Source organism: Curtobacterium sp. 260, from assembly GCF_030803485.1.
GTDB lineage: Bacteria > Actinomycetota > Actinomycetes > Actinomycetales > Microbacteriaceae > Curtobacterium.
In genome coordinates this window covers 19,766-33,328 of sequence record NZ_JAURUY010000006.1, presented here as the reverse complement: position 1 = coordinate 33,328, position 13,563 = coordinate 19,766, and the positions used below count along the sequence as shown (strand labels likewise).

Annotated in this window: 8 protein-coding genes; 5 read left to right on the top strand and 3 right to left on the bottom strand. The window is 70.2% G+C overall.

Annotated elements, in window-relative coordinates; all coding sequences use genetic code 11:
• Nucleotides 1-9: 9 nt before the first annotated feature.
• The 5 genes from J2X59_RS09090 (at nucleotide 10) to J2X59_RS09070 (ending at nucleotide 9,275) form a co-directional block, all read left to right on the top strand.
• Nucleotides 10-2,520, top strand: coding sequence for an alpha-L-rhamnosidase (locus tag J2X59_RS09090; protein ID WP_326496447.1), 2,511 nt, complete (start codon nucleotides 10-12; stop codon nucleotides 2,518-2,520).
• Entirely contained in the window at nucleotides 2,517-4,832 is a 2,316-nt protein-coding gene (locus J2X59_RS09085) for a glycoside hydrolase family 3 C-terminal domain-containing protein (protein WP_326496446.1), read from the top strand. Before J2X59_RS09090 ends, J2X59_RS09085 begins: the two co-directional genes overlap by 4 nt.
• A gap of 27 nt (nucleotides 4,833-4,859) precedes the next feature.
• Complete coding sequence (locus J2X59_RS09080) at nucleotides 4,860-5,645, top strand: SDR family NAD(P)-dependent oxidoreductase (protein ID WP_326496445.1); 786 nt, start codon at nucleotides 4,860-4,862, stop codon at nucleotides 5,643-5,645.
• Between the two features lie 63 nt (nucleotides 5,646-5,708).
• The gene (locus tag J2X59_RS09075; RefSeq protein ID WP_326496444.1) at nucleotides 5,709-6,596 is read left to right on the top strand and encodes an alpha/beta hydrolase; all 888 of its coding nucleotides are present in this window, start codon (nucleotides 5,709-5,711) and stop codon (nucleotides 6,594-6,596) included.
• 51 nt (nucleotides 6,597-6,647) lie between these two features.
• Nucleotides 6,648-9,275 carry a family 78 glycoside hydrolase catalytic domain gene (locus tag J2X59_RS09070; protein WP_326496443.1) on the top strand — a complete coding sequence of 876 codons (2,628 nt, stop codon included), beginning with the start codon at nucleotides 6,648-6,650 and terminating at the stop codon, nucleotides 9,273-9,275.
• 72 nt (nucleotides 9,276-9,347) lie between these two features.
• On the opposite strand, the gene J2X59_RS09065 is transcribed toward J2X59_RS09070, so the two are convergent.
• The 3 genes from J2X59_RS09065 to J2X59_RS09055 form a co-directional block, all read right to left on the bottom strand.
• Nucleotides 9,348-11,633, bottom strand: coding sequence for an alpha-L-rhamnosidase (locus J2X59_RS09065; protein WP_326496442.1), 2,286 nt, complete (start codon nucleotides 11,631-11,633; stop codon nucleotides 9,348-9,350).
• A gap of 121 nt (nucleotides 11,634-11,754) precedes the next feature.
• The gene (locus tag J2X59_RS09060; protein ID WP_442781423.1) at nucleotides 11,755-12,636 is read right to left on the bottom strand and encodes a carbohydrate ABC transporter permease; all 882 of its coding nucleotides are present in this window, start codon (nucleotides 12,634-12,636) and stop codon (nucleotides 11,755-11,757) included.
• On the bottom strand, nucleotides 12,633-13,562 hold the full coding sequence (locus J2X59_RS09055) for a carbohydrate ABC transporter permease (protein ID WP_442781427.1): 930 nt from the start codon (nucleotides 13,560-13,562) through the stop codon (nucleotides 12,633-12,635). The genes J2X59_RS09060 and J2X59_RS09055 overlap by 4 nt, the downstream gene beginning before the upstream one ends.
• Nucleotide 13,563: the final 1 nt, after the last annotated feature.

Here is a 13,563-nt window from a genome sequence, read left to right as displayed (position 1 = left end):
GAAAGGACGATGATGACGCTCGACTGGCGTGCTCCCTTCATCACCCCCAGCACCGACCACTCCGGGGAGGAGACGCCCGCGTCGTACTTCCGCAAGGAGATCCAGCTCGAGGCGAAGCCGACACGTGCCCTCCTGCGCGTGACGGCGGTCGGCATCGTCGAGCCGTGGCTGAACGGCACCCGGGTCGGCGACGAGGTACTCGCGCCGGGGTGGACCTCGTACCGGAACCGACTGATCGCATCGACGTACGACGTCACCGACGACCTGCACGCGGGCGGCAACGTGATCGGTGCGGTCGTCGCTGACGGTTGGGCGCTCGGCCGACTCGGCTGGGACGACCGGTCCCAGCACTTCTCGGACCGGCGCGGACTCTCGGTGCAGCTCGAACTGACCTACGCCGACCGCACCGAGACCGTCGTCTCGGATGAGTCGTGGTCGGTCGGCACCGGCGCGACACGGAGCGCGTCGATCTACGACGGCGAGACGCACGACGCTCGACTCGAGCCCGACGGTTGGGACGCGCCGGGCTTCGACGACGAGGCCTGGTCCTCGGCGGTGCTCCTCGACTGGGCCGGTCCCGTCGAAGACCCCACCAGCGAGCCGATCCGCCGGGTCGAGGAACTCGCCCCGGTCGCGGTGCTCCGCACGCCGTCCGGCCGGACCGTCCTCGACTTCGGCCAGGAGATCAGCGGCTGGGTCCGCCTGCACGGCACGGTCCCCGAAGGCCGGGAGATCACCCTGCGCCACGCCGAATGGATGACCGGCGGCGAGATCGACCTCGAGACCCTCCGTACCGCGAAGGCCACCGACGTCTACACCGGGAACGGCCGAGCCGACCAGGAGTGGGAGCCCCGCTTCACCTTCCACGGTTTCCGCTACGTCCAGGTCGACGGCTGGGAGGGCGACGACCTGGGAGCGGCCTTCCGCGCGGTCGTGGTCCACACCGACATGCGCCGCACCGGGTGGCTGACCACCTCAGACGAGCGGCTGAACCGCCTGCACGAGAACGTCGTCTGGTCCATGCGCGACAACTTCGTCGGCGTCCCCACGGACTGCCCGCAGCGCGACGAGCGCCTCGGCTGGACCGGCGACATCAACGCCTTCGCCCCGACGGCGTCCTTCCTGTACGACGTCCGCGGCGTGCTCGGCTCCTGGCTGCGCGACCTCGCGCTCGAACAGCAGGAGAAGGGCTTCGTCCCGTGGGTCGTCCCGGACGTCCTGTCGAACGCGTCGACGCCGACTGCGTTGTGGAGCGACGTCGCCGTCAGCCTGCCCTGGACGCTCTACCAGCACTACGGTGACGCAGCGATCCTCGAGCGTTCCTACGAGTCGATGACGTCCTTCGTCCGCGACGTCGCCGGCCGACTCGACGAGCACGCGACGTGGTCGTCCGGGTTCCAGTACGGCGACTGGCTCGACCCGGACGCACCCGACGAGAACCCGGCCGGCGGCAAGACCGACCGGCACCTCGTGGCCACCGCCTACTTCGCGAAGGTCGCCCGTGAGATGGCACAGGCTGCCGAGGTCCTCGACGCGTCTGAGGACGCGGCGGAGTTCACGGCGCTCGCCGACCGCGTCCGTGCCGGATTCCTGCGGGAGTACGTCACGCCGGCCGGCCGCCTCACCAACGAGAGCGCGACCGCGTACGCCCTGGCGATCGTCTTCGACCTGCTCGACCCCGAGCAGCGGGCGCACGCCGGCGACCGACTGGCGGACGTCGTCGCGAAGAACGGCTACACGATCTCCACCGGGTTCGCCGGCACACCGCTGGTCACCGACGCGCTCAGCAGCACCGGGCACCTCGAGGAGGCGTACCTGCTCCTCACGCAGGAGCGGTGCCCGTCGTTCCTCTACCCGGTCTCCATGGGCGCGACCACGATCTGGGAGCGCTGGGACTCGGTCCGCCAGGACGGTACGATCAACCCCTCGGGGATGACCTCGCTGAACCACTACGCCCTCGGTGCCGTCGCCGACTGGATGCACCGGACGATCGGCGGCCTCACCGCCACCGCGCCCGGCTACCGCAGCGTCCGCATCGCCCCGCTGCCCGGCGTCGGGCTGACGAGCGCCTCGCTCGTCCACGACGTCGTCGACGGTCGCATCGAGGTGTCCTGGTCCCTCGAGGACGGCCGCGGTCGCCTGGCGGTCACGCTCCCGGACGGCACCAGTGCCGAGATCGTCCCGCCGCTGCACGCGGAAGGCCTCGTAGAACAGGTCGAGGGCGGGACCCACGAGTGGGAGTACGCACTCGCGGACGACCCGACGGCGTCCGTCGTCACGATGGACACGCCGCTGTCGAAGCTCGGCGCGAGCCCGACCGTGTGGGCGCGGATCTCGGAGGTGTTCGCCCGACACCTTCCCGGCATCCCGATCGACGCGACGGCGCCGGAAGCTGCGGGCATCTCGTTGAGCACGATGCTCGACTTCATCCCCGGCGACTCCTCCGCCATGCGCACGGACCTCGAAGACGTCATCGCCGCCGTCAGCGGCTCCAGCACCAAGGAAGCGGTCTCCGCATGAACACCGATCCGAGCGACCTCACCCTCGAGGAGCAGGCCTCCCTGCTCTCCGGGCGCGACTTCTGGTCCACGAAGGCGATGCCGGAGCACGGTGTGCCGTCCGTCGTCATGACCGACGGCCCGCACGGCGTGCGTATGCAGCGTGCCGGTGCGGACCACCTCGGCATCAACCACAGCGAGCCGGCCACGTGCTTCCCGCCGGCCGTCGCCATCGGCTCGAGCTGGGACCCGACGGCCGCGGCGCGCATGGGCTCGCAGATCGCCTCCGAGGCGCGCGCGCTGGGCGTGCACATCGTGCTCGGCCCCGGCGTCAACATCAAGCGGAGCCCCCTGTGCGGCCGGAACTTCGAGTACTACAGCGAGGACCCGTACCTGTCCGGCGTCCTCGGCGCGGACTACGTGACCGCGTTGCAGGCCGCCGGTGTCGGCGCCTCGGTGAAGCACTTCGCGGCGAACAACCAGGAGACCGACCGGATGCGCGTCAGCGCCGACGTCGACGAGCGCACGTTGCGCGAGCTCTACCTGCCGGCGTTCGAACGGGTCGTGACAGAGGCTGCGCCCGCGACGGTCATGTGCTCCTACAACAAGGTGAACGGCGTCTACGCGTCCGAGAACCACTGGCTGCTCACGGACGTCCTCCGGCACGACTGGGGCTTCACCGGTGCTGTCGTCTCCGACTGGGGGGCCGTGAGCAACCGCGTCGCCGGCGTCGCTGCCGGCATGGACCTCGAGATGCCCGGCAGCGGTGGCCGTACCGACGCCGAGATCGTCGACGCGGTGCAGAGCGGGGAGCTCTCAGCGGACGCCGTCGAGCAGTCGGTCGCCCGCGTCCTGGCGCTGACCGAACTCGTCGCGGACGCAGAGGGCGAACTCGAGGCGGACGCCGGTCACACCCTCGCGCGTGAACTCGCCGAGGGATCCGCCGTGCTCCTCCGCAACGAGGGCGGCGTCCTGCCGCTCGACCGGGCGGCCTCCGTCGCGGTCATCGGCAGGTTCGCCGTCGAGCCACGCTTCCAGGGCGGCGGGAGCTCGCACATCAACCCGACCCGCGTCGACGTGCCGCTCGAGGCGATGCAGCAGCACGCCGAACGACTCGGACAGCAGCTCGCCTTCGCCCCGGGAACCGGCCATGACGACGGCGAGACGCTGCGCGCCGAAGCGGTCGAACTGGCTCGGACGAGCGAGGTCGCCGTCGTGTTCGTCGGCCTCGCCGAGGCGGACGAGTCGGAGGGCTTCGACCGTGAGGGCATCGACCTGCCCGCGGAGCAGGTCGCCCTGATCCGCGCGGTCGCCGCGGTGGCGCCGAAGACCGTCGTCGTGCTCTCGCACGGCGGTGTCGTGGCCCTCGACCCGTGGCACGACGACGTCGACGCCGTGCTCGACGGGTTCCTGCTGGGGCAGGCCGCGGGTTCCGCGCTGGCGAACCTGCTCTACGGCGTGGCGAACCCGTCCGGACACCTCGCCGAGACGATCCCGCAGCAGCTCACCGACACACCGAGCTTCCTCAACTTCCCAGGGGAGCAGGGACACGTCCGGTACGGCGAGGGTGTCTTCGTCGGGTACCGGTACCACTCGTCCCTCGGGGTGCTGCCGCGCTACCCGTTCGGGTACGGGCTGTCGTACACGACCTTCTCCACCGACCTCCTCGAGGCGCGCGTCGTCGACGAGACCACGGTCGAGGCGTCGGTCACGGTGACGAACAGCGGCCCGGTCGCTGGTGCACACGTCGTCCAGCTCTACGTGGCGACCGAGGCCGGTCCGGTGCGGCGTCCGGTGCGGGAGCTCCGACGATTCGCGAAGGTCGACCTCGCGCCGGGTGAGTCCACCACGGTCCGCTTCGAGCTGGACCGTCGCGCGTTCGCGTACTGGGACTCCGTCGAGCGGGACTGGGTCGTGGCCCCCGGCGACTACACCGTGCAGGTCGGGACCGACGCGGACACCATCGTCGCCGAGCAGCAGCTCACCCTCGTCGGTGAGACTCGTCTCGCTCCGCTCACCATGGACTCGACCATCGGCGAGTGGCTCGGCCACCCCGTGGTGGGCCCCGTCATGCGCGAGGGCATGGCCGCGGCGATCCCGGAGGACCAGCGCGAGCAGATGGCGGAGCAGGAGGACCAGCTCCGCATGGTCGAGTCGATGCCGATGCAGCAGTTCCTCGCGTTCGTCGGCAACCTCTTCCCGCCGGAGGCGCTGGAGTCGCTCATGGCGCTCAGCCGGCAGAGCGCGACCGACCAGCAGCCGGCGACCACCACCCACACTGCGACCACCGCAGCGTCGGACGCCGACGTGGCGAACACCACGACGACGGCCTGACCGGCCGAGGACCAGGAGTACCAGACGATGCAACGACACCAAGACCGCCGCGTCCTGATCACCGGGGGCGGATCCGGGATCGGGCAGGCCACCGTCCTGCGGTTCCTCGCCGAGGGCGCGCAGGTCGTCGCGGCCGACATCAGCGACACCGGCCTCGACGACACGCGAGCCAAGGCCGGCGGCGACGCGGCACGACTGCAGACCGTCGTCATGGACATCGGGAACGAGGAGTCCGTCCGCGACGGCGTCGCCCGGGCCGTCGAACTGCTCCACGGGCTCGACTCGCTCGTGAACGCGGCCGGCATCCTGCGGTCCGCGCACACGCACGAGATGCAGCTGTCCGACTTCGAGAGGGTCATCCGCGTCAACCTGATCGGGACCTTCCTCGTGATCCGCGAGGCGCTGCCGGCACTGCTCGACGCCGACGGCGCCGCCGTGGTGAACTTCAGCTCCACGTCCGCCGGCTTCGCGCACCCGTACATGGCGGCGTACGCCGCCAGCAAGGGTGGCATCCAGTCGATGACCCACGCGTTGGCGGCCGAGTACTCGAAGCAGGGTGTCCGGTTCACCGCCGTGCAGCCCGGATCGATCTCCTCGGGGATGACCGACGGCAGCGGCGCGAGCCGGCAGTCCGTCGGACCGGGTCTCCCCGAGGACGCCGACCTGATGCTCATGATGAAACTACAGCCCGGCCTCGGACAGGGCTTCGCCGGCCCTGACACGGTCGCGGGCGTGGTCGCGATGCTCGCGAGCGACGACGGTCGGTTCATCACGGGCACCGAGGTCCGCATCGACGGCGGCACGCACTACTGACCCCTCCCCGCAGGCGGTACAACGGTCGTCGTGCCGCCTGCGGTACCAGGAACGAGAACACGCATGTCCCTCCGCGCACTCCTGCTCGACGGGATCCTCCGTCGCGTCATCACGCACAGCGACGAAGCCGGTTCCGTCGAAGCAGCGGTCCAGCACCGCCGCCGAGACGGCGCACCTGAGCCGGCGGACATCCCGGCCGGCGTCCGGAAGCAGGTCCGTGTCGAGGAGCGGCAGGTGCAGGGACGACCCGTCGTCACCCTCCGGGCTCGAGCCGCGAACGCTCGACGAGCGCTCGTGTTCCTCCCCGGAGGCGGCTACGCGCAGCCCGTGTCTCCGTCCCACTGGACCGCCGTTGCTCGGTTCGTCCGCCGCGGCGGCGTGGACGCGGTCGTCCCGCTGTACCAGGTCGCACCGCAGGGCGACGCCGCGGCGGCACACGCCTTGGTCCGATCGGTCCTCGACGAGGCCATCACGACGTACGGTCCCAGCAACGTCCACGTGATGGGCGACTCCGCCGGCGGCGGTCTCGCCCTCGGCGCGGTCCAGCGGCAGCCCGGAGGCGTACGGACCCTGATCCTCCTCAGCCCGTGGATCGACGTCGAACTCACCAAACCCGCGATCGGAGCGCTCGCCGACTGGGACGTCATCCTCCGCGCCGACGAGCTCCGCGCGTGGGGCGTCGTCTGGGCAGCTGGCGCTGCCACCTCGGATCCCGAGGTGAGCCCCGTGCACGGCCCGATGGAAGGGCTCCCACCCGTCCACATCGTCACCGGAGGGCGGGACATCCTCCTGCCGGACGCGCTCGGACTGCACCGCGCGCTCACCGCGAGCGGGAACCTCGGAAGCCTCAGCTACGCCCCGGACGCCAACCACGCCATCGGTCTGCTCGGTCCCGCAACACCTGAGGGCGCTCGTGCCCTCCGCTTCGTCCTCCGCGCGCTCCGGAGCTGATCGCCTCACCGCGCGCCGCGCAGCGCGCCTTCACCGAACGGGAAGAACGACTTGCAGAACGCCCTCATCGACCAGGTCTCCGCGGCGGAGCACCTCGCTGACGCGAAGTGGATCAGCCGCCCCGGGTCCGTCCCACCCGCAGGGTGTCGACCAGCTCCCGTCTTCCGACGGACCTTCGAGCTCCAGGGGCCGGTGCACGAGGCGCAGCTGACCATCACCGCGCACGGCGTGTACGAGGCGTTCATCAACGGCACCCGCGTCGGCGACCAGGAACTCACTCCGGGACTCACCAGCTACGCGAAGACGCTCTACGTCCAGCAGTACGACGTCACGGCCCTCCTCCGATCGGGGGAGAACGAGCTCACCGTCGTGCTGAGCGACGGGTGGTTCCGCGGACGCACGGGCGCCCACCGGGTACCGGACAGCTTCGGGACGGAGACCGCGTTGCTCGCCGCGCTGACCGGTCGTCTCGAGGACAGCGCGTTCTCCGTCGTGACCGACGACAGCTGGGAGACCGGACTCGGCACCATCGTCGCCGCGGACCTGATGGACGGGCAGACGACCGACCTGCGCCACACCGGACGGACCGTGTGGGGGCCGGTGGTGCTCTCGACGGGCCCGTTGACGAAGGACCGGTCCAGGCTCGGGTACTCGCCGGCGCCGCCGGTCCGGAAGGCCGAGCAGTACCGACCGGTGCGCATCGAGCGGCTGCCGAGCGGCCGGCAGATCGTGGACTTCGGGCAGGACCTCAACGGCTGGGTCGAACTCCGCGCGCTCGGGCCGGCCGACACCACCGTCGTCCTCACGCACGGTGAGGCTCTGGATCCGGAGGGCGACCTGACGCTCGACCACCTCGACATCACGGTGTTGCCCGGGTTGCCACCGCTGCCGGTGGGTCAGGTCGACCGGGTGACGTTACGCGGGGTGCCCGGCGACGTCTTCGAACCGCGTCACACGTCCCACGGGTTCCGCTACGTCGCCGTCGACGGACTCCACCACGATCTGGAGGAGCACGACCTCGTCGCGCACCAGGTCCGGTCCGACATGCGCCACACCGGATCGTTTGCGTGCAGCAACGACCGACTCGACGCGCTCCACCGCATCGCCGTCGCATCGTGGCGGTCGAACACCCTCGACGTCCCCACCGACTGCCCGCAACGCGAGCGGTGGGGGTACACCGGCGACTTCCAGATCTTCGCCCGTTCGGCGGCGTTCCTCGACGACATCGACGGTTTCGCGGCCAAGTGGCTGCAGTCCCTCCGCGACGACCAGCACGCCGACGGCAAGGTGACGAACGTCGCACCGGACTGTGGGATCGAAGCCGAACCCGTCGTCCCGATCTCCTTCGACGGGTCCGCCGGTTGGGGCGACGCCGTGACCATCATCCCGTGGGAGCTCTTCCGCGCCTACGGCGATCCCGCGGTGCTCGAGGAGAGCTTCCCGGCGATGACCGCGTGGGTCGACTTCGTCGCCGCGACCGCACGCTCCGGGCGACACGCGAGCCGGGCGGCCCGCGGCGCAGCGCAGGAACACGAGCAGTACATCTGGGACACCGGCTGGCACTGGGGCGAGTGGCTGGAGCCGGACGTCCCGTTCTCACCGCAGGCGGACCCGGCCATCGTGGCGACGGCGTACTTCGCACGCTCGGCGCAACTCGTCGCCGACGCAGCGTCCGTCCTCGGTGACGTCGAGGCGACGGAGCGCTACAGCGCACTCGCCACGCGGGTGGTCGAGGCGTGGCGGACCGAGTTCCTCGACGACGACGGCACCCTGACCGTCCCGACGCAGGCGAACCACGTCCGCGCTCTCGCATTCGGGCTCGTCCCGGCCGAGCTCGTCGAGCCGACTGCCGACGCGCTCGTCGAGCTCGTGGAACGCAACGGCAACCACCTCGGCACGGGGTTCCTGTCTACCGGGATGCTGCTGCCCGTCCTCGCCGGACACGGCTACGCCGACGTGGCGCACAACGTCCTCTTCCAGGACGGCGAACCCGGTTGGATGGTGATGCTCGAGCGTGGGGCGACGACGGTGTGGGAAGCGTGGAACGGCATCGACGCAGACGGTCGACCGCACGAGTCGCTCAACCACTACTCGAAGGGCGCCGTCATCGACTTCCTGCACACCGTCGTCGCCGGCATCGCCCCCGCCGCACCCGGGTACCGGTCCGTCACGTTCCGCCCACGACCCGACCCGCGCGTGACCTGGGCCGAAGGATCGATCGAGACGCGACACGGCCTCGTCCGCTCGCGCTGGGAGGTCCAGGACGGCCGGATGCGGCTCCGGACACAGACGCCTGACGGGGTCGCCGCGACCGTCCACCTGCCGGACGGTCGCGTGGTGGAGGCCGAGCCGGGCGCGCACTCGTGGGAGAGCGACCTGCCGGTCGTGGCCCCACGTCCACGGTACGAGCGGACCTCGGCTCCGGACGCCGTCGAGACGCCCGACCCGGCATCAGGCCTCACCTGGGGCCGTCTGGACCCAGAGCGGACGGTCTTCGGAGATCTCCTCGGAGACCCTGCCGCCGTCGCGGTACTCGAGCGAGCGATCCCCGGCATCACGAGCAACCCGATGGTCGACATGGCTCGTCCGATCCCGTTCGGACAGGTGCTGCCGCTGGCGACCGACGGCTTGGAGGACGACCAGCGCAGTGCCGTGTGGGCGGGGCTGGCTGCTCTCTGATCGCAGGAGACGGACGGGAGGCGCGATGCCAGCCGGCACCGCGCCTCCCGTCCGTCTCCTGCGCGCGTCACCTCACACGGCAGCTCCCACGGGAGCGCGGAACGTACTGGTGCCGGTCGGTGCCGCCTGCTCCTCGGCGCCCGGGAGGGCGACGACCGCGCTGACTCCCTCCGGCACCGTCGCCTCGACGACGAGCTCACCGTCGACGAGTTCCCACCGCACGGCGATCGTCCCGTGCACACTGTCGATCGACGTCGATGCCCACATCAGGCCACCGCCGGGCTGCGGGGCGATGCGCACCGACGCGTAGCCGGGAGCCGTCGCCGTCAACCCGCCGACCACGCGGTGCGTCCAGTCCGCCACGGCGCCGAGTGCGTAGTGGTTGAAGGAGGTCATCTGTCCCGGGTTGATGGTGCCGTCGGGCAGCATCGAGTCCCACCGCTCCCACACCGTGGTCGCCCCCATCGTGACCGGGTAGAGCCACGACGGGCACTCGGTCTGCAGCAGGAGCCGGTACGCGTCGTCGAGGTGCCCGGTCTGCGTGAGCGCGTCGGTGATGAACGGCGTGCCGGCGAAACCGGTGGAGATCCGGTACCCGGACGCCGCGACCAGTTCGGCGAGCCGGTCGCCCGCCCGCTGCTCGTCCTCGGCGTCGAGGATCCCGAACACGATCGCCAGCGTGTAGACGGTCGTGCAGTCGGACAGGATCCGGCCGTCGTCCTGCAGGTAGTGGGTGCGGAACGCGGCCTGGAGGCGTCCGGCGAGTTCCCGGAACTCCGCCCCCTCTGCCTCGTGGCCGCCCAGGACGTCGGCCGCCTCTGCCACAAGGGTGGCGGACCGGAACGCGCAGATCGTCGCGACGACGCCCTTGTCAGCCTTCGCGGCCGCTGGGTCCTCCGGCGGGGCGTCCGGGTCGAGCCAGTCGCCGAACTGGAAGACGGTGTCCCACAGGTCCTCGGGGGAGAGGTGGTCGCGGATCCGTCGGAGGTGGGCGGCCATCGAGTCGAACTGCTCCTCGAGCACGGTCGCGTCGCCGTACGCCTGGTACAGCGTCCACGGCACCCAGACCCCGGCGTCCGACCAGACCGCGGTGGCGTCCGGATCGGGGAAGTCCTCCGCCGGCTGGTACTTCAGCACGTCCGGGACGACGAACGGGATGATCCCGTCGGCGTGCTGCTGTTCCAGCCAGACGTCGCGCAACCAGTCGCTGAGGAATGCCTTCGTGTCGAACAGGTACGACGCCGTCGGGGCGAACGCGGCGATGTCGCCGGTCCAGCCGAGGCGTTCGTCACGCTGTGGGCAGTCGGTCGGGACGCTGAGGAAGTTCCCCTGCATGCCACGCACCACGTTGTCGTGGAAGGTGTTCAGCAGGTCGTGGCTGGACGAGAACGTTCCGGTGCGGGTGAGGTCGGAGCCGACCTGCACAGCGGTGACCGCGTCGCAGAGCTCGTCGAGCGTCCCTGGCCACCCGTCGACGGACGCGTACCGGAAGCCGTGGAAGGTGAACCGGGGCTCGAACACGTCCGGTTCGTCGCCACCGCTCAGGGTGAGGTGGTCCGTCGCCTCGGCAGTGCGCAGCGGACGGAGGCCGAGCTCGTCGTGCTCGAGGACCTCGGCGTGCCGCAGGGTGAGGACCGTGCCGGCGGTGCCGCTGGCGCGCACACGCAGCCACCCGACGAGGTTGACACCGAAGTCCATGAGTGTGGCACCGGACGGGCTCGTCCAGACCTCGACCGGGGCGATCTCAGCGAGCGGTCGCACCGGGGGTACGGTGTCGGCAACGAGCTGGCGCTCACCGAGGTCGACGGCACGTACGCCGCTCGCGCCGTCGAGCGGGCCGGGGCGCTGCCACGCGTCGGACACCCCCGCGTCGATGTCCTGCCCGTCGTACAGGTCGTCGGCCGTGATCCCGCTCGGGACCGCCTGCCAGTCGGTGTCCGTCGCGATCACCTGCTCGTGTCCGTCCTCGAACTCGATGCGCAACTCGGCGGCGCCCGCGTGCTCATCGGCGTACCACGCCCCCTTGCCGCTCCACCCGAGCCGACCGAGGGCCCAGCCCTTGCCGACGACGAGGGCGAGGACCGAGGTGCGTCCGGGCTCGTCATGGGCGAGGCGTTGCGTGACGTCGTGGGACACGACACGGACACGCCATTCGTAGCTCGTCCAGCCGGGTTCGAGCAGGTGGTCGGAGACGCGCTGCCCGTCGATCCACGCCTCGACGACACCGAGGGCGCTCATCCGGAGGGTGGCGTTCGCTACGGCGCCGTGGCCGTCGTCGAGGGTGAACTCCCGGCGCAGGATCGGTGCGCTGCCGAGGTCGTGGTCGCTCGCGAGGAACGATGCGGTCCAGTTGGTCATGGGGTCTGGTCCTTTCACGACACCGGTCGTCGTCGACCGGTGTCGGGTTCGGGGACCGGGCCGCCCACGGACGTGGATGGTCCGGCGGAGGCGAGACGCGCCTCCCGGATGGTGTCGGGCGTCAGCCCTTGACGGCGCCGCTGGTCATGCCGGCGACGATCTGCCGGTTGAAGAAGATGTAGAGGACCAGTGGCGGGATCGTGATGAGCAGCACGTCGGTGAAGAGCAGGTTCAGCTGACTGACCGACTGGCTCTGGAACGAGAACAGCGTCTGTTGGACGGTCTGGTTCTCGGCGCCCGGCAGGAAGTAGAGCGGGTTCGTGAAGTCGTTGAACACCGTCACGGACTGGACGAGCACCACGGTGATGATGACCGGCTTGAGCAGTGGCAGCACCACGCCGAAGAACAGTCGGATCGGTCCGGCTCCGTCGAGGACCGCGGCTTCGTCGAGCTCCTTCGGGATGGTGGCGACGAAGGCGCGGAACAGCAGGATGCAGAACGACAGGCCGAAGGTCGCCTCGACGAGGATCATCCCGCCCATCGTCTTGAACAGGTTGAGCCCCTGGAGCACCCAGATCGTCGGGACGATCGCGGGCGGGACGATCAGGCCGGCGAGGACGAAGAAGTTGATGACCCCGTTCCACTGGCTCGGTCGGCGCTGCAGCGTGTACCCGACCATGGCCGAGAACACCACCATGATGGCGACGCTCCCGACGGTCAGGACCGCGCTGTTGAGGAAGGCCCGCAGGATGCCCCCGTCGCCGGAGCTCAGGACGGCGGCCAGGTTCTGCCACAGCTGGAACTGCGTCGGGAGCGTGAAGCCGAGCTCGTTCGCCTCGGCCGGGGACTTCATCGCCTGGAGCAGGATGAAGGTGAACGGGACGAGGAACACCACGAAGCTGACGACGATGGCGATGCTGCCGACGACCCACTTCCGGGTGGTCTCCCTCGTGTTCCGCCTGGAGGAGACTGCGGTGAGCCGTCGGTCGGCGATGGTGGTCACAGTTCCGCCTCCTTGCGGTTGATGAGCCATGAGATGGGCACCATGATCGCCGTGACGACGACGAACAGGACGACGTTCCCCGCGGTCGACAGGCCGTAGAAGCCGGCCTGGTACTGCTTGTAGATCACGCTCGCGATGACGTCGCTGGTGAACCCGGGACCGCCGCCGGTCATCGCCCAGATCAGGTCGAAGGACCGCAGCCCGCCGATGAGGGACAGGATGATGACCGTCCCCATCGCCGGACGCGACAACGGCAGGGTGATGTTCCGGAAGATCGTCCATGCGCTCGCGCCGTCGACGCGGGCTGCTTCGAAGTACTCCTGCGGGATGGCGACGATGCCGGCGATGAAGATGAGCGTCGCGATGCCGACGCCCTTCCAGATGTCCACCGCGGCAACGCTCCACAGGGCCAACGCCGGATCGGTCAACCACCCGGGGGTGGGGAGGCCGACCGAGCCGAGCACGCCGTTGACGATGCCGTGGAACGGGTCGAGCAGCGCCTTGAACGTGATGCCGATCCCGATCGTGGAGACGAGCACCGGGAAGAACACGACGGCGCGTAGATAGCCGCGCCCCAGTACCGGGCTCGTGAGGAGCAGGGCGAGGGCGAGTCCGAGGACCACCTTCGCGACACTCGTCACGAACCCGTACTGGAACGTGTGCACGAACCCGGAGACGAGCTGCGGGTCCTGGAAGAACCGGACGAAGTTGTCGAAGCCGATGAAGGTCTGGTCGAACAACGTCCAGCGGGTGAGGGAGAAGTAGAACCCCGCGAAGGTCGGGACCGCGAAGAACACGACGTACAGCGCGATCGCCGGGATGAAGAACCAGGCCGGGTAGTACGAGCGCATCCGCTTGCGGGCTGGCCCGGGGCCGGCCTTGAGGATCTGCGGCGGCGCCGCCGCCGTCGTGAGGGTCGCGGTCACC